19 protein-coding genes are annotated in these 15,798 nt (G+C 41.4%); 5 read left to right on the plus strand and 14 right to left on the minus strand.

Annotated elements, in window-relative coordinates; translation table 11 throughout:
* Positions 1–81: 81 nt before the first annotated feature.
* Entirely contained in the window at positions 82–531 is a 450-nt protein-coding gene (locus tag BBH88_RS11520; protein WP_081487849.1) for a zinc-binding dehydrogenase, read from the minus strand.
* Between the two features lie 717 nt (positions 532–1,248).
* On the opposite strand from BBH88_RS11520, the gene BBH88_RS11525 reads away from it, so the two are divergent.
* Positions 1,249–3,612: an S-layer homology domain-containing protein gene (locus tag BBH88_RS11525; RefSeq protein ID WP_006829804.1), complete on the plus strand. Its 2,364-nt coding sequence runs from the start codon at positions 1,249–1,251 to the stop codon at positions 3,610–3,612.
* A gap of 133 nt (positions 3,613–3,745) precedes the next feature.
* Positions 3,746–3,958 (plus strand): hypothetical protein, encoded by a 213-nt coding sequence (locus BBH88_RS11530; RefSeq protein WP_065536773.1) that lies wholly within the window; start codon positions 3,746–3,748, stop codon positions 3,956–3,958.
* A 346-nt stretch (positions 3,959–4,304) separates the two neighbouring features.
* Here BBH88_RS11530 and BBH88_RS11535 read toward each other — a convergent pair whose 3' ends face one another.
* The gene (locus tag BBH88_RS11535; protein ID WP_006829802.1) at positions 4,305–4,514 is read right to left on the minus strand and encodes a YqkE family protein; all 210 of its coding nucleotides are present in this window, start codon (positions 4,512–4,514) and stop codon (positions 4,305–4,307) included.
* A 13-nt stretch (positions 4,515–4,527) separates the two neighbouring features.
* Positions 4,528–5,712, minus strand: a complete 1,185-nt coding sequence (locus BBH88_RS11540; protein WP_006829801.1) for an acetyl-CoA C-acetyltransferase — start codon at positions 5,710–5,712, stop codon at positions 4,528–4,530.
* An 81-nt stretch (positions 5,713–5,793) separates the two neighbouring features.
* On the opposite strand from BBH88_RS11540, the gene BBH88_RS11545 reads away from it, so the two are divergent.
* Both BBH88_RS11545 and BBH88_RS11550 read left to right on the plus strand, forming a co-directional pair.
* On the plus strand, positions 5,794–6,693 hold the full coding sequence (locus BBH88_RS11545; protein WP_065536772.1) for a hydroxymethylglutaryl-CoA lyase: 900 nt from the start codon (positions 5,794–5,796) through the stop codon (positions 6,691–6,693).
* A 12-nt stretch (positions 6,694–6,705) separates the two neighbouring features.
* Positions 6,706–7,677, plus strand: coding sequence for an alpha/beta hydrolase (locus BBH88_RS11550; RefSeq protein ID WP_065536771.1), 972 nt, complete (start codon positions 6,706–6,708; stop codon positions 7,675–7,677).
* A gap of 28 nt (positions 7,678–7,705) precedes the next feature.
* On the opposite strand, the gene BBH88_RS11555 is transcribed toward BBH88_RS11550, so the two are convergent.
* The 6 genes from BBH88_RS11555 to yneA all read right to left on the minus strand — a co-directional run bounded on the left by BBH88_RS11555 (position 7,706) and on the right by yneA (position 11,918).
* A complete protein-coding gene (locus tag BBH88_RS11555) occupies positions 7,706–7,987 on the minus strand; it encodes a hypothetical protein (protein WP_006829798.1) in 282 nt (93 codons plus the stop codon).
* Between the two features lie 132 nt (positions 7,988–8,119).
* Positions 8,120–8,362 (minus strand): YneF family protein, encoded by a 243-nt coding sequence (locus BBH88_RS11560; protein ID WP_006829797.1) that lies wholly within the window; start codon positions 8,360–8,362, stop codon positions 8,120–8,122.
* 205 nt (positions 8,363–8,567) lie between these two features.
* A complete protein-coding gene (gene tkt, locus BBH88_RS11565; protein WP_006829796.1) occupies positions 8,568–10,571 on the minus strand; it encodes a transketolase in 2,004 nt (667 codons plus the stop codon).
* Positions 10,572–10,658: 87 nt separating this feature from the next.
* Positions 10,659–10,892: a DUF896 domain-containing protein gene (locus BBH88_RS11570; protein ID WP_006829795.1), complete on the minus strand. Its 234-nt coding sequence runs from the start codon at positions 10,890–10,892 to the stop codon at positions 10,659–10,661.
* 58 nt (positions 10,893–10,950) lie between these two features.
* The gene (locus tag BBH88_RS11575) at positions 10,951–11,604 is read right to left on the minus strand and encodes a YneB family resolvase-like protein (protein ID WP_065536770.1); all 654 of its coding nucleotides are present in this window, start codon (positions 11,602–11,604) and stop codon (positions 10,951–10,953) included.
* A complete protein-coding gene (gene yneA / locus BBH88_RS11580; protein ID WP_065536769.1) occupies positions 11,601–11,918 on the minus strand; it encodes a cell division suppressor protein YneA in 318 nt (105 codons plus the stop codon). Before yneA ends, BBH88_RS11575 begins: the two co-directional genes overlap by 4 nt.
* A 165-nt stretch (positions 11,919–12,083) precedes the next feature.
* On the opposite strand from yneA, the gene lexA reads away from it, so the two are divergent.
* Entirely contained in the window at positions 12,084–12,704 is a 621-nt protein-coding gene (gene lexA / locus BBH88_RS11585) for a transcriptional repressor LexA (protein WP_006829792.1), read from the plus strand.
* A 63-nt stretch (positions 12,705–12,767) separates the two neighbouring features.
* Here lexA and BBH88_RS11590 read toward each other — a convergent pair whose 3' ends face one another.
* The 5 genes from BBH88_RS11590 to BBH88_RS19415 all read right to left on the minus strand — a co-directional run bounded on the left by BBH88_RS11590 (position 12,768) and on the right by BBH88_RS19415 (position 15,074).
* A complete protein-coding gene (locus BBH88_RS11590; RefSeq protein WP_006829791.1) occupies positions 12,768–13,502 on the minus strand; it encodes a class I SAM-dependent DNA methyltransferase in 735 nt (244 codons plus the stop codon).
* A gap of 99 nt (positions 13,503–13,601) precedes the next feature.
* Positions 13,602–13,796, minus strand: a complete 195-nt coding sequence (locus BBH88_RS11595) for a hypothetical protein (RefSeq protein ID WP_006829790.1) — start codon at positions 13,794–13,796, stop codon at positions 13,602–13,604.
* Positions 13,797–13,858: 62 nt separating this feature from the next.
* A complete protein-coding gene (locus BBH88_RS11600) occupies positions 13,859–14,290 on the minus strand; it encodes a hypothetical protein (protein ID WP_006829789.1) in 432 nt (143 codons plus the stop codon).
* 144 nt (positions 14,291–14,434) lie between these two features.
* Positions 14,435–14,623, minus strand: coding sequence for a hypothetical protein (locus BBH88_RS11605; RefSeq protein ID WP_006829788.1), 189 nt, complete (start codon positions 14,621–14,623; stop codon positions 14,435–14,437).
* A gap of 130 nt (positions 14,624–14,753) precedes the next feature.
* Positions 14,754–15,074, minus strand: coding sequence for a hypothetical protein (locus BBH88_RS19415; RefSeq protein ID WP_040852312.1), 321 nt, complete (start codon positions 15,072–15,074; stop codon positions 14,754–14,756).
* Positions 15,075–15,798: the final 724 nt, after the last annotated feature.

The following is a 15,798-nucleotide window of genomic DNA, read 5'->3' on the forward strand; positions in this document are numbered from 1 at the left end:
CTGATTATTCAAAACAAAAAACTTTAGCCAGCCTGCTAATTAGTAATTGACTAAGGTTTTCCCTTATAAGCTTTTAAGGATTCATGATTGAATCGGTCCTTCCACAACAATTTTTCCGATTGTCTGTCCAGTCAAGAGGTTTTCATACGCTTCTTTTAAAGTAGCGGGACTAAGAGGCGATAAATGCTGGGTCATCGTCGAGCGGATTTTCCCCTCTTCTACCCAATCAGCCAGTTGCTTCAAAATATGATGTTGGGAAACCATATCTTCTGTCTGGTAGACCGAACGTGTATACATGAGTTCAAAAGAAAAAGTTACAGATTTCGAAAACAATGCGGGATGGAGCGGCTTAAAGACCGGCAGTATCGAACAGATTTTACCTTGTGGCAGTATCGTTTTCGCCATACACTCCATATGATTATCCACATTCGTCAAACAAAAAATATAGTGAACCCCCAAAAATCCGAGCGCCTCCAATTGCGGTTCAAACGGCTCGTGGTGGTTGATGAGGTAATCGGCTCCATGATTCAGTGCCTACTCCCTTTATTCAGGACGTGAAGCAGTTCCCACTACAGTCAGTCCAGCAAGTTTCGCAATTTGCGTTGCAACCGAACCTATTCCTCCAGCCGTACCAATGATCAAAATTACTTTCCCTTTTATTATCAGCCACTTCTATAGAAGCACCAAGCCTATCAAAAAGCGCTTCGCAGGTCGTGATGCTGGTCAAAGGCAAAGCTGATGTTTTCCGGCTTCTTCCCGACTATCCGTTCATCCACCAACTGAACTTCACTAAGACTTCCTTTCAACCCGTTCAAAATTAGGTGCTTCTGTCTTCGAACCGGGTTTATAGAAACCCAATATCCTCATTTTGTCTTGGTTCAATATATTTCGCCTCTTTCCAACTTATTGATCAATAATAATTGAATGATTATTCAATGTAACTGTCCATCAGCGTAGGTTCAAAAACCCGGCTTATTTTTTCCTGAATAATAATACAGCTTTCATACTGAAAAATCCATGTGTATAGGGGCTATGAGCTTTTTGTCCTTATAATTATTATTAAATATTCTAAATATATGGAAAATTAAGTTGTTTTTTATTTTTTTTTTGGTATCATGAATAAATAGGTTCACCGTTTGCATTAAAAATAATATATATCCCTACAGACGTAGTATTATGTGCTCAATTTTTAAGGAGGCCTGAGAAATTTTATTTTTGATAGTAACATCCATTAAAGGAGGACGAAAAATGATAAAGAAAATTTTTGCCACTACAGCCGTATTAGCTTTAGTATTAACAAATGCGTCATTAGCACCTTTGGCAGCAACCAGCCTGGAAGAACCAACAAATGTCAAACCGGCTAATTATGCAACAGACGTCAGCCTCAACGCCACTTTGGAAGCAATCGTCAAGGATTCTACCGGAGCCGGCATTAAAACAGTGGATTTTAAAAAAGGATTTACATATGACTTTGCGGGAAGCAACAGCATATCCGGCTTCCAAAACGACTCAGTCGACAACCCAATCTCTGTCCCCATCCAAACAGATGCGACAGCGTTAACAAACGAACAAAAAGGCGCGATAGCAGCAGATGATGATAAGACAGCTGTTACACGAAGCAGCAACGGGTTTCCTTCTCAACGCTTTGAAGTCGATGTATCAAAAGACTTGGCAGCTAGTAATACAATAGAGCTCTACTGGGAAGGTAAAACACTAGCAAGCGGGTTAGCCAATCTGTCTGCATGGGATTTTAAAGCAGGAAACTGGGTAGCTTTAAGTCAAGTGGAAGGAAATGCAACTGGCGATGAGATTGTCCTGTCAGCGGAAATTGACAAAGAAAGATTCGTTAAGGACGGCAAAGTTCAAGCCATGGTCCACGATTCTGGAACGCTTACAGACTCTAGAGACAAAGACTTTACCATGCTGTGGTTTACAGACACACAGTATTATGCACAGGATTATCCCGAAGTCTGGACATCCATGACGGACTGGATGATCGATGAATTCAAAAAAGGAAGTTACGAATATGCCATGCATACCGGTGACCTTGTCAACGAGGTACTTGATGAAGCCCAATGGAAAGTTGCCGATGAAAACTTAAATCGCATGGATGCAGCTAACATTCCGTATGGCGTACTAGCTGGAAACCACGATGTTGTTATCGACAAGCTCAATAAGACCTATGATTATACGATTTTCAAAAGATATGCTGGAATCGACCGCTTTAAAGATAAACCGTGGTTTGGCGAGGCAATGAATGACGAAAATCAGAACCATTATGATTTGTTCTCATTCGGCGACCATGATTTCATATTCCTTTACCTCGGATTCGGCCGAGATGGAACAGCTGAAACTGTCGAATGGGCAAACAAAGTCTTAGAGCAGCATGCAGACCGTAATGCCATCGTCGGCATGCATGAAAATATCAATTCCGTGGCACAATATGTGACAGCAGAAGCAAGAACCGTCAACAGAGAAATTGTCGTTCCCAATGAAAATGTCAAGATGGTTCTCAGCGGACATCACCATGGTGCAAACTATCGCGTGAAAAAGCTTGAGAATGAAGACGGCTCAAATCGGGAAGTGTTGGAAGTCTTAGCAAATCACCAGGGCAATTTGCCTTCAGACCGCGGACAAGGCTATTTGAAGATGCTGACGTTCGATCCAACAAATGAAACTTTAAATTTTGTTTCATATTCTCCATTTCTTGATGATAAGGATTTCGAGCAGTTTGACCCTGCAAAAGAAAGCTTTACGGCACAATTTGATTTAGCAGAAGTCGAAGCCAAGGAAAATCCTAGACAAATCGAAACAGATTATATGGCTGTCAATATTTATACCGCTCAAGCAATAGGTCAAGATAAAGATCTTAAATCGGGAGATACGACTTCTGTCGAATGGAAAGATCTCAGCAAAAACACAGAATATTACTGGTATATGAATATAACTGATAATGTCGGGGAAAGTAAAAAGTCAGAAATCTATCAATTTACGACAGGATCAACAGAACCTGTTCCAATTCCAGACCCGGATCCAACACCAGATCCGGATCCAATGCCGACCACTCCAACATTTCCAGATGTCACACCTGATAAGCCTGATTGGGCTTATGAAGCAATTGAAAGAATGGCTGGCAGAGGAATTATTGAAGGCTATCCAGATAAGACCTTCAGATGGAAAAACGGCATTGAAAGACAGCATGTGGCTATCATGTTCACTCGTGCTTTACCGGAACTAAAAAAAGAAAGCAAGCCTCCTTATAAACTGTTCAATGATGTATCTTTGAAACATAAATATTTTGAAGAAATCATGGCAACTCAGCAAGCTGGGATTTTCGAAGGATTTGAAAATAATTTTCGTCCTTTCGGCAAGTTGACTCGTCAAGAAATGGCTAAAGTTTTGGTGATTGCTTTTGATATCGAAGAGGTAGGGACGCACAAATTCCCGGACGTTGACAAAGACGGATGGTCTGATCCATATATCGACGCGTTATATGCCGCTGGAATTACAATCGGTTCACCCGATGGCAAATTCAATCCAAAAGCGGATGTAACAAGAGCTGAATTCGCCGTCTTCATGGATAGATCATTAGAATATACGGAAAAACAGTAAGTTTTAAAAAGAAGAACCCTCGGCTACGGGTTCTTCTTTTTTTATATAACTCAACATCAACATCTATAAAAAATCTATAATGAAGTTACTGAAAGCTACTATTCGGATCCTGCCGTTACAAGGAGATCGATCAATGATTACCTGCCGCACAGCCATTTCACTTGGTGTGTCTCAGCTTGTATTCTGGAGAATTCCCTATTACTTAATTGCTGCTTTCAGTTCACAAATTGCTGAAGATCTTGGATGGAGTGGAGCCATTGTCTACGCGGGATTTGCAACTGCATTAGTGATTATGGCTTTGGCATCTCCACTGACTGGTCGATCGACCGCTTTGGTGGTCGAGTGATCATGACTATGGGTGCAATATTGTTGGCGTTGGGCTGCAGCGGTATTGTCATCTCTTATTCTATGGGAGTTTAATACGCCTTTTGAATGAACTAGCTTCCACAGTTTTTTTGCCGGTCGGCTTCTTTTTAATTAAAACTCTGGGGTGGTAGGTAGATATGTAGCACAGATTCATGAAATGAAATTATCCCGATGCCCTATGCTTAGGCTCGATAGCTCTAAGCCAGTCGTAGAAGTATCAGTATTTCTTAGAAAAAATTTCAATGCTCGGAAATATAAATAGCCCACCTCGATTAAAATCGAGGTGGGCTATTTTACTACGTATATCTTCGGCAGTAAAAGCCCGATTAAAACTTATTGCCTTGATCTCCATGCCGCTCCAGTAATTCAGCAAACGACAGGTTCTTCTCACGTTCCTTACGTTCAAATAAACGCTGAGCTTCTTTCTCTTCTGACAGCCTTTGTTCTTCTTTAAGCAATTCGTTTTTTGTTTCTTTCAGTTTTGCCAAAATGTCTTCAGGTAAGACACTGTTAGATTCTTCTTTTCTTTTAGCCACGAATTTTCTCTCCTTATGAGCGTTTAATAACAGTCGCAATTCCTTGACCACCGCCGATGCACAAAGTCGCAAGACCTGTCTTGGCATCGCGCTTGATCATTTCATGCAGCAGTGTGACGAAAATGCGTGTGCCGCTTGCGCCGATAGGATGCCCAATCGCAATCGCTCCCCCGTTAACATTTAAGATGTCATGGTTAAACGCTAATTCGCGGTCTACTGAAATCGACTGAGACGCAAACGCTTCATTTGCTTCGATCAACTCGATATCCCCAAGTGACATGTCTGCTTTACTCAAAGCATTTTTCACTGCTTGTACAGGACCAATTCCCATTACAGCAGGATCTACTCCAGCAGTACCACTTGCTACGATTGTTGCGAGTGGTGTCAATCCTAATTCGTTTGCTTTTGCTTTTGACATAACAACGACTGCCGCTGCACCGTCATTGATACCTGATGAGTTACCAGCTGTCACACTGCCCTCTTTTTTAAATGCCGGACGCAACTCCGCTAATTTTTCTTCATTGGAAGAACTTTTAACGTATTCATCTGTCTTAAAGATGACTGGCTCTCCTTTTCGTTGCGGAATTTCTACTGGTACTATTTCATCATCAAATCGACCCGATTCAATCGCAGCTGTTGCACGCGCTTGTGAACGCGCCGCAAATTTATCTTGCTCTTCACGCGTTATATCGTAACGATCACATAAATTTTCTGCTGTAACGCCCATATGGTAATCATTAAATGCACACGTTAATCCGTCGACCAACATACTATCAACTAGTTTCTGATCGCCCATACGGAAACCACTGCGAGCGTTTTCCATTAAATAAGGAGCGCGACTCATATTTTCCATGCCACCTGCTACAACGATTTCTGCATCTCCAGCATAAATCGCTTGAAAAGCCAATTGGATAGATTTTAATCCAGATCCGCAAACTTTATTAATGGTCATAGCCGGTACACTTTCCGGTAGTCCTGCATGAATTGATGCTTGTCTCGCTGGATTTTGACCAAGTCCTGCTTGTAGTACATTGCCCATAATGACTTCAGAAACTTGATCTGATTGAATTCCTGCACGTTCAATCGCTTCTTTAATGACAATTGCCCCTAATTTTGTAGCTGGAATATCCTTAAGCGCCCCTTGGAATGAACCGACCGCTGTTCGGACAGCGCTTACAATAACGATTTCTTGTGACATATACTTTTCCCCCTTGTTTGATTGTTTGCTAGTTGCTCTTTTATCCCTCTCCTCTATACAATGGTAAGTAGGGGGGATACTATGTTCAGTTTACCAAAAAAAGCAACGATTATCGAGGTTGGGCCACGAGACGGTCTTCAAAATGAAGGGAAGCTTGTTAAAACCGAAAATAAGCTCCAATTTATAACCGCTTTACAGCGAGCTGGGATCCAAGAAATGGAGTTAACATCCTTTGTGTCGCCAAAATGGGTGCCGCAAATGGCTGATGCCAAAGAAATAGTTGCTCAGACAAACAAAATCGGACGCCAGTTTGTGTTGACACCAAATGAACGCGGTATCACAGCAGCTCTTGATTCAGGCGCACAATCACTTGCCGTCTTTGTCGGCGTTTCCAATAGCTTCAATAAGAAAAACATTAATAAGACCACTGAAGAAAGCATGGGAACATTAAAGCCGTTGATCCTAAATCTTAAAAACCAAGGTATTTTTGTCCGTGCTTGCATTTCAACAGCATTCTACTGCCCGTTTGAAGGCGCTGTATCACCAGAAGCGACAATTGCGCTTTGCCGCCAATTTGTGGATTGGGGAGTTGATGAATTGAGTGTTGCTGATACGATTGGAATGGCGAATCCAAAAGAAAGCTATGAGTTGTTCACTCAATTGTTAGAAGCATTTCCGGATGTTTTGATGACCGCGCATTTTCATGATACACGCCGAATGGCATTAGCTAACATCACAGCAGCTCTTCAAGCTGGCGTAACCCGCTTTGATGCTTCTGCAGGCGGTTTGGGCGGTTGTCCGTTTGCACCAGGCGCTACCGGCAATGTTGCAACAGAAGATGTCGCCAATATGCTTCACCAGATGGATATTCGCACTGGCATTGATTTGGATCTTCTTTGCCGAGCCATCGAAAAGATTGAACCTCACGTGACAAATCCTGTGGCTACTGGCATGTACACACTATACAAAAATCAGGCTTAAGGAGCTTACGCCATGAAGAAAAGATTGCTTTGGACTTCCGCTATCATTTCCAGTGTCCTTACAGCATCAGCTACGACTGTAGGCTTTATTGCCAGCAACCGGCTGATGTATGTAAAGAAAAAAGACGAACAGCTGATTTTGGAAAGGGAAACCACCGCAAAACGCTACGATGAAGTATGGTACGTCAGTGTACCAAAAAGCGAACAGTGGATTGAATCCCAAAATGGCTACCCGATCAAAGCCATTTTTTTAGAACCTCACGACACCAATCGCTTTGTTATCATCTGCCACGGTGTTACTGAATCAAAAGTCAATTCCTTTAGGTTTGCACGCATGTTTGAACGACTAGGATTTAACTCGGTCGTTTACGATCATCGGCGCCATGGCGATTCCGGAGGCAAAACCACCAGCTTCGGTCATTTCGAAAAATTCGATCTAAAAGCTGTAGTAGAGGCATTAAAACTGCATGTCGGCACTGATTTATTTTATGGTATCCACGGCGAATCAATGGGTGCCGCGACAACACTTCTTTATGGTGGTATGGAAGACACAGCGGAATTCTATATTTCAGATTGTGCCTATTCCAATATTTATGAACAGGTTCTTCATGTCATGAAAACCACCACACCTCTTCGCACCACCTTGGCCCTTCGGCTCGCTGCGTTATTTATGAAAATGCGTGATGGCTATTCGATTACAACTGTATCGCCAAGGGAAACCATCAAAAACATTGAAAGTCCTGTTCTTTTTATCCACAGTGTCCATGATGACTTTGTCCTGCCGAAAATGAGCGAGGAACTTTATGCTTTAAAACAAGGACCAAAAGAATTGAAACTATTTGCAGAAGGCGCACATGCACAGTCCTTCAATAAGAATCCTGATGAATATGAAGAAACAGTCGCTGCATTCTTAATGAGCTATGGACTGCTGACACCAACCCAAGCAGCAACGCAGCAGGCTACTATTTCGCCTCAGATAAAATAAGAAAAAGCATTCTGCAGAGTGCTTTTTCTTATGGATTTTTCTTTTTGTTGAGAATCAGCTTCATACCAGCTTCACCTTCAACTCCGATGAACAATTCGGTGATGGGTCCACTTTTCACAATGCCTGTAACATGAAGTTCGATGGTATCCAGATTGTAATCAGTCATATCCTGTACTAATTCTTGTATCTTATCCAATGATATTGGAAACGCTTTTTTCATATTCGCGTTTTCCAGATGAAACTTTCCTGCCTCCTTGCCATCTTCTTCTATAACCGGTAAATAAAACATCAACTCTTCACGTTTATCCATATACATCCCCTCCTCTATTTTCTGCACATAGACAACAGCATTGAAAATGAAATCTTACTGTCACAATACCCGTTATTTTGAATTTTAATAACTGAAAAAAGACAAATAAAAAAAGCACTCCGCAGAGTACTTTTATTTTTTAGCTGGTTTGCCAGGTTTAGTTGACGCTTTATTCATTTGAGCCATCATTTGGTTGATTTTCTTTTGAGACGGTTTTTGTCCCATTTGCATCATCATGATTCGCAGCATTTCTTCATTGATTGGTGGGTTATCTTGCAAATATTTCATCATATATCGACGTGCGATAAAGAATCCAAGTGCAACACCTGCGAGTAAAGCCACGATAACGATTACGATCCAGATCCATGTATCCATTCTTGTTACCTCCTTCGTGTTGCGTAAATAAGTAATGCACCACAATGGATTATACTATAAAAAAAGATTTGTGACCATAAGCAGGAAAATAATAGAGAGAAATTTTACTTAGAGTAGGGATTTTCCCAACTCCATTGAGTAGTAATTGATCCTTATCCTTTAAAAAGCGAAAAAATGGAGGCATCCAATGCCTCCATTCTACAATTTAGTTTTCGTTGATTAAGTCTTTCACTTTACTTGCTACATTGTCAGCAGTGAAACCGAGCTCTTCCATAATACGGTCGCCCGGTGCACTTGCGCCGAAACGGTCGATTGCCAGAATGTCACCTTCATCACCAGTGTAGCGATCCCAACCGAATGAAGTACCAACTTCAATAGCCAGACGTTTTTTAACTGTTTTTGGAATAACAGATTGCTTATATTCCTTATCCTGTTTTTCGAAACGATCCCATGACGGCATAGACACAACAGATACTGAAATTCCTTCTTCAGCTAATTGTTTCTGTGCCTCTACAGCCAAACTTACTTCGGAGCCAGTCGCCAGCAATAACGCCTGTGGATTTTTAGCAGGTGATACGACATATGCACCTTTTTCCACACCCACTTCAGCAAGTTCAGCACTATTTTCCAAAATCGGCAAGTCCTGACGTGAAAGCACCAATAAAGTCGGAGTAGTTTTAGCTGTTAGCGCTAAACGCCAAGCCGCTTTCGTTTCATTGGCATCGGCAGGTCGGACAACGCTCAAGTTTGGCATTGCACGAAGAGAAGCTAATTGTTCGACAGGTTCATGAGTTGGGCCATCTTCCCCTACTGCTACGCTGTCATGTGTGAAGACATAAGTCACAGGAAGTCCCATCAATGCAGCCAAACGGATCGCCGGACGTACATAATCACTAAAGACGAAGAAAGTTCCGCCGAAGACATGAAGGCCTCCGTGAAGAGCCATGCCATTCAAGGCAGTGCCCATCGCAAATTCACGGACACCGAACCAGATGTTGCGGCCTTCAGGATGTTCAGCATCAAAGTCACCAGCATCTTTGATGTTTGTTTTATTGGATCCAGCAAGATCGGCACTGCCGCCGAAGAAGGAAGGAACCGTTTTCGCGATTGCGTTGATCATATCTCCAGAAGAAGAACGGGTTGCCTGCTTTTTACCAACTTCATAAGTAGGGAAATCAGCATCAAAGTTTTCTGGAAGTTCGCCGCGGATCGCCATCTGCAATTGCTCAGCCAACTCTGGGTGTGCTGATTTGTATCGTGCATACAATTCGTTCCATTCAGACTCGGCTTTTGCACCAAGCTCTTCCGTTGCCTGTTCGAATGTTTCATACACTTCTTCAGGCACATGGAAGTCTCTATCAAAAGTCCACTCGTAATATTCTTTAACTAATTTCATTTCATCTTCGCCAAGTGGTGCGCCGTGAACGTCCGCTTTACCGGATTTGTTCGGAGCTCCATAACCGATCACCGTTTTCACTTCAATCAATGTCGGCTTGTCTGATGCGTCTTTGGCTTGTGCTATTTTTTCAGACAAATCATCCAAGACATTGCCGTCATCTACGCGCAAATAGTTCCAGCCGTATGATTCAAAACGCTTTTGAATATTTTCAGAGAAACTTTTACCGAGTGGACCATCTAATGAAATGTCATTGCTGTCATACAGCACGACCAATTTATTTAATTTCAAATGGCCAGCAAGAGAAATCGCTTCTCCAGCAACGCCTTCCATTAAATCTCCATCACCGCATAATGCGAAAGTGTTATGATCCACGACGTTTAAGCCGTTTTTATTGTATGTAGCCGCTAGATGGCGCTCAGCCATGGCCATGCCAACTGCCATACCAATTCCTTGACCAAGAGGTCCGGTTGTTGCTTCAACGCCTGTAGTGTGGCCATATTCTGGATGTCCTGGTGTTTTTGAATCCCATTGGCGGAAGTTTTTGATTTCATCCATTTCCAAGCCATAGCCGCTCAAATGCAACAGGCTGTATAAAAGCATCGAACCGTGTCCTGCCGATAACACGAAGCGGTCGCGATTAAACCAGTCCGGATTTTTCGGGTTATGATTCATGTGTTTAGTCCACAATGTATATGCCATTGGAGCTGCGCCCATTGGCAATCCTGGATGACCAGAATTTGCTTTTTCAATAGCATCGATGGAAAGTGTACGAATTGTAGTCACTGCAAGTTGATCTGCGTGGGTTGACATAGTAACATCCTCTCTGAAACAAAAATTTAATCCCTTTCTAGTTTAGTCAACTATAGAAAAGAATACAATGGAAAAGAGAATAAGTATTTAATTCAAATACTTATTCTCTCGAATATTTTTGACCTTTTCCGGCGTTACGTCGTTTCCGTTGGGATCAATCACTTTTACATTTTCAATTGTACCGCGCATTGTTTTACGGAAAGTCTCTAGGTATTCCTGGCGCAAAGAAGATTGCTCTTTCGCTTCTTCCTTCGATAACCCAGAAGTTTTCGATTTACGTGACAGTTGATTTATTCGACTTAATTTATCTGGTGACAACATAGACATCCACCTTTCTTCTTTTCATATGGTACAAAAAAAGTCAGGTTTTCGCAACGTTTTAGTCTTCCATCAGCTTTTCATACTCTTTATATCGTCGATGAACTGTCGCTTTGCTCGCCTGGTAACCAAAGCCCTGGAGTGTAACAGCGATTTCGCTGAAAGTCAGTCCATTGGTCTTCAGACTGACAATTTGATCAATGGGCAAATCTAAACGCTCTCGACCATCAGGATTTCCTTTTCCTTTTAAATTCCTCTCTGGTTTATAGCCATTTTCTACAGCGCGTTTCATCCCACGTTTAATTTTAGCATTATGTATTTTACGCTGATATTCTTCCACAATCGCCAAAATTTCAAGAACCATGTCGTCCATATCATTTAGTGCAATTGGCCCTCGATCTGATAAAGTATAGACTTCTACACCATATTTTTTCATGACATGTAAAAGTGCTATCCTGGCATGTCCCCTGCCCAAGCGGGTTTCATCCTGGATAAATACTGCATCAATCTTTTCTGTCTTGATGCTGTTCAACATCTCCAACAGCCCTTCACGGTCCATTTCGTATCCACTGTGTTGATCGACAAAAATACCGTCTACTTTATAGGATTTTTCAAATGCAAACTTTATCAGCTCTTCTTCCTGTCTCTCAAGAGATGATTCCTGTGTATCTTTGGTCGTGCTGACACGGCAATAAATTAATGCACTTTTCTTCATTCAGCATCACCTGCAAATTTAGTGGTCTCATCAGGAGCAAATTTTAATTGGTCACTGGGAATCTTAAGAGATTGCCCTGCAATAATTTGGGGTGTAGAAAGATTATTTTCTTTCATAATCTCTTCTATCCATTCATGATGAGGAGTTGTACCGCTGAACGATTCTGCTAAAGTCCAGAGTGTATCGCCTTCTTCTATTTCAACTTGGCTCATTTGTGCACTAATTGTATTATGGGACAGGATTGCATAAAAAGTAAACACCATAATTAGAACGAAAAATAAGATTAGGTAAGAATTTTGTCGGATGATTGTCATTTAAATCGCCTCCTGAGAATGTGTGTTCGGAATGTATGTTCTCATAATAAAGCGAACAAGTGTTTTTGTCAACAATAAAATTCGAACCTATGTTTGCATTTCATTGCCCGAGTTGGTATACTATTGGTAGAAATCTAGTAGAATTACTCAAATGAGGTGAAACTGTTGAAAAAAGTATCCAAACGCCAAGAAGACATCCTAACGTTCATAAAAGAAGAAGTTCGCCTAAAAGGCTATCCACCGTCCGTTCGTGAAATTGGTGAGGCAGTTGGTCTGGCATCCAGTTCGACTGTACATGGGCACTTGGCACGACTTGAAAGTAAAGGCCTGATCCGCCGGGACCCAACAAAACCGAGAGCAATTGAAGTAATCAGCACTGATGAAGCATTAATTGATAAAAGTCCGGTTTTACATGTCCCGTTGATTGGTAAAGTAACTGCCGGTATTCCGATTACGGCAATTGAAAATGTTGAAGAGTACTTCCCTCTTCCTCAAAGCTACGGCACAGAAGATGACCACATCTTTATGCTAGAAATCGCGGGTGAAAGTATGATTGAAGCCGGCATTCTAAACGGCGATTATGTAGTCGTTAAACAGCAGCAAACTGCCAATAATGGTGATATCGTTGTAGCAATGACAACAGAAGACGAAGCGACAGTGAAACGTTTCTTCCGCGAAGAAAATTATTTTCGCCTGCAACCCGAGAATTCGTCAATGGATCCAATCATTGTGGATCAAGTTTCCATTCTCGGAAAAGTCGTTGGCGTTTACCGTCAGATACACTAAAAAACACCGGGAAAATTTTCCCGGTGTTTTTTATATTCTCCCTATGTAAACAAAATTGTTTGTTCACTGCTTGCTGCAGCTAAAAGCTAAAATTACTGGAATCCGCTTTCTTCTAGTGAATTCTTTATCATCCTCGAAATTCTGTTGTTTTGGCATTCCTTCTTGGAGATCTGTAACAATGAATCCTGCCTTTCTTAAAGCCGTGAAATAGCTTTCGGTGGTCCTATGATACTTGACCACTATTTTATCAATCCACGGTTCTTGCCGTTCCCCTTCTTCAAAATAATCATCAACTATCCAGTTGCTTCTTCTCTCTCCAGAGTTTTTACTTTCAAAAGAACAAGTCGTCAGCGGATGCTGGACACTAAAGACGAACTTTCCTTTGGTTTTTAACGTGTGGTAAATTTTCTTAAACAACTGCTCTATGTCGGGCAAGTAATGGACCGCCAAGCGCGAAGCGACAATGTCATAGCTTTCTTTCGGATATTCGAATGATTCTATTGTGGTCAACGTAATGCGCGCATCCAGCCCCTCCAGATTTTGTTCTGCCAGACTTCCCATCTTTAGAGATCCTTCGACCCCGTGGTAGTAATCTGCACCAGCCCGCAGAAGCTCTTTCCCAAACAAGGCATCTCCACAACCTAAATCCAGTATTTTCTTTTTTTTGAACGCTCCAAGGAGCTCAAAAATCACTGGCTTTTCAATGCTGTTATTTGGACTATCAATTCGATTTCTTCTTTGCAGGTAGTTTGCTAAAAAATCTTTTTCTTCGTATGCGCTTGAACCTTTGAAATTCATCTAATCCCTCCACCGTCAGATTGATTGCTTTAAATATGGGCTCAAAAAAAAGGGCTGCACTGGCAGCACCTTCCGCACAGCTTACCGAGAAGAAACCTTCTACAATTCGCTGACTTTTATATATTTAACCAAATTGATTGTAATACGATAAATATGGCCTGTCTCCACATTAGAAATTTCATAAGTACCATTGGAAGGAATTTTACTCAATGCCGACTCTTTGTCCACGGCCTGGACATTATGAACAATGGTATTTCCATGATCAAAATTAAATTCTACTTGAAATGATTTCATGCAATGGCCTCCTTCAAACTATTTACTTTGTCTCCGTAAATTAGTTTACCATATCCCAGGCGTTATTGCTGTTTGTATAGTTCCTTATACATGATCACTTTTAGCGCCAGCATTTCTTCTTCACTTAGATCTTCTTCCAATTCCTGAATCACTTGTTCTGCGGACATTGTGCCATCTTCAATCCCTGACTTCATTTTAGCTAAGTTGCTTATCCCCACCTTTTTAATCACTGTACCGGCAGCATCACCGCTTGTTTTGAATGGTAAGGCTTTGCTCTCTTGTTCCGCGACTTGGGCTTCTTCTACGTATTCTAGCATTTCCGGATCATTTTCTACATACTCCACTATTTTCTCCATCTGGCCACTGTCTCGCAGTTTCTCGGTCGCTTCTGCAACAAAATGATCTGTTGAAAGATCTGGACCTATAACATACACGCCTATTCCTCCAAATGAAAAGAATATTAGGAAGATAATAATTGCCATCAGAAAGCGCATGCTGTCCCCTCCTTCTTTTTTAGATTATTATAACATTTTACGAAAATAAGTGTATAAAGTTACCAAAAAAGAAGAATCCCGTTCCTAGTTCTTTACAGAACAGGAGCCGAGATCCTCTTTTAGTTAAGCATATGCATTAATGCATCATCGTTTCTGCTGCTCAGCAATCCACCAGTCAATGTGTTCTAAGTTAAAAATCACAACATCCTGGTACGCTTTGCGGTGCGGAATCTTTCTTTTAGACATTAAATCTGTAATCTGCTCAGCAGCCAACGGATAATTTACAGATTCCAAATAATCTACCAGACTCGGAAGCCCTTGAATTTTCCTCAATTTAATCCCCTCCCACAAAATCTTCCTTCAACAAATGTTAAAGAAAAATTCAGTATGAGTTATTAAACATTAAGGCTGCACTTAATTATAACCCGAAAATTGCTCCTGTAAACAAATTATATAAGTTAAATTAAAGAAACAGCTTTTTCAACTCAACGAAGTAGGGAAACGAAGAAATCGCTCCAGACGGACGCCTTGGGCCCACAGGATGTGGGTCATGCAACTGGCGCGACAGGACTTCTCGCCAGTTGCCAAGGACGTCGCCCCAGCCCTCCTTGTCGCAAGCTCCTGTGGGGTCTCCTGGATGTCGCTTCGCTGCTCCAGCAGGAAAGCCATTGAACGAAGAAAGTTCGGGCAATGGCTTTGCGACGAAGCTAGCGCAGCGATGCAGGAGCACATCTTCGCTCTTCGCCGTCTTGCGCTCTTTCTTCAAAGCATCCTTGAGTAACAAGTCATCCGGATACTTAGCAAACCAGCGGAGACTCTTATGAGAGCGGCGTAAGTGACATTGAAATAAATTCAGACAACCCGAGTTCGTTCGTCGCAAGCTCTTAGCAGCTGATTAGCGGAACATTAACAGCTCGGAATCATTCGTTCAACTTATATAGGCAAAGATATTTTAATCGGTTTTATCGATGTCTATTATCCTTTTTTTAAAGACATTACTGGAGATGCAGTTTTTGGACATCTATCCAGCCTTTTATTAACATAGCTTAGGTTCTGGTCTTTCTATCTTGCTCCAATTAAATCGTTCATAAAGCATTTCTTTGCTTACCCAAGCCTATAGCAAAACAATAACCTATTCATTTCGATTTAGTAGGAGAGGTTTAATCTCTGTTCTTTTAAATTTGGAGACCCTTAAATTTCATACCTAAAAAATTGATATGGAACTAATGTATATTCGTGTAAGCTGTATTGGCAGCTAGACAAAATGAAAGAACGGAGAGTTGAAATAAAAAAAGCATCCTTCATTTACAAAATGTAAATGGCTATATTGATCCTTATTTCACTAGTTTTGTCCGTCCCTCAATCCAACAATTCAATTTGTTAAATTGGGTGATCTGGGGAATATTTATGATTGACTATACGGTAAGATCAAACCACTCAAAACAGAAATGGACTTATATCAAATCTCATCCCTTTGAGTTGATTGCCATTTTCCAGGCAGCCAGATT

Origin of the sequence: Planococcus antarcticus DSM 14505, assembly GCF_001687565.2 — a bacterium.
GTDB lineage: Bacteria > Bacillota > Bacilli > Bacillales_A > Planococcaceae > Planococcus > Planococcus antarcticus.

Excerpts from the sequence above, each read along its gene's own strand:
- BBH88_RS11540 (WP_006829801.1), bottom strand. The coding sequence starts at position 5,712 with ATGTCACAAGAAATCGTTATTGTAAGCGCTGTCCGAACAGCGGTCGGT.
- BBH88_RS11600 (WP_006829789.1), bottom strand. The coding sequence starts at position 14,290 with ATGCGCTTTCTGATGGCAATTATTATCTTCCTAATATTCTTTTCATTT.
- tkt (WP_006829796.1), bottom strand. The coding sequence starts at position 10,571 with ATGTCAACCCACGCAGATCAACTTGCAGTGACTACAATTCGTACACTT.
- BBH88_RS11595 (WP_006829790.1), bottom strand. The coding sequence starts at position 13,796 with ATGAAATCATTTCAAGTAGAATTTAATTTTGATCATGGAAATACCATT.
- BBH88_RS11570 (WP_006829795.1), bottom strand. The coding sequence starts at position 10,892 with ATGTTGTCACCAGATAAATTAAGTCGAATAAATCAACTGTCACGTAAA.
- BBH88_RS11525 (WP_006829804.1), top strand. The coding sequence starts at position 1,249 with ATGATAAAGAAAATTTTTGCCACTACAGCCGTATTAGCTTTAGTATTA.
- BBH88_RS11545 (WP_065536772.1), top strand. The coding sequence starts at position 5,794 with ATGTTCAGTTTACCAAAAAAAGCAACGATTATCGAGGTTGGGCCACGA.
- yneA (WP_065536769.1), bottom strand. The coding sequence starts at position 11,918 with ATGACAATCATCCGACAAAATTCTTACCTAATCTTATTTTTCGTTCTA.
- BBH88_RS11550 (WP_065536771.1), top strand. The coding sequence starts at position 6,706 with ATGAAGAAAAGATTGCTTTGGACTTCCGCTATCATTTCCAGTGTCCTT.
- BBH88_RS11560 (WP_006829797.1), bottom strand. The coding sequence starts at position 8,362 with ATGGATACATGGATCTGGATCGTAATCGTTATCGTGGCTTTACTCGCA.
- BBH88_RS11575 (WP_065536770.1), bottom strand. The coding sequence starts at position 11,604 with ATGAAGAAAAGTGCATTAATTTATTGCCGTGTCAGCACGACCAAAGAT.
- BBH88_RS11590 (WP_006829791.1), bottom strand. The coding sequence starts at position 13,502 with ATGAATTTCAAAGGTTCAAGCGCATACGAAGAAAAAGATTTTTTAGCA.
- BBH88_RS11555 (WP_006829798.1), bottom strand. The coding sequence starts at position 7,987 with ATGGATAAACGTGAAGAGTTGATGTTTTATTTACCGGTTATAGAAGAA.
- BBH88_RS11530 (WP_065536773.1), top strand. The coding sequence starts at position 3,746 with ATGATTACCTGCCGCACAGCCATTTCACTTGGTGTGTCTCAGCTTGTA.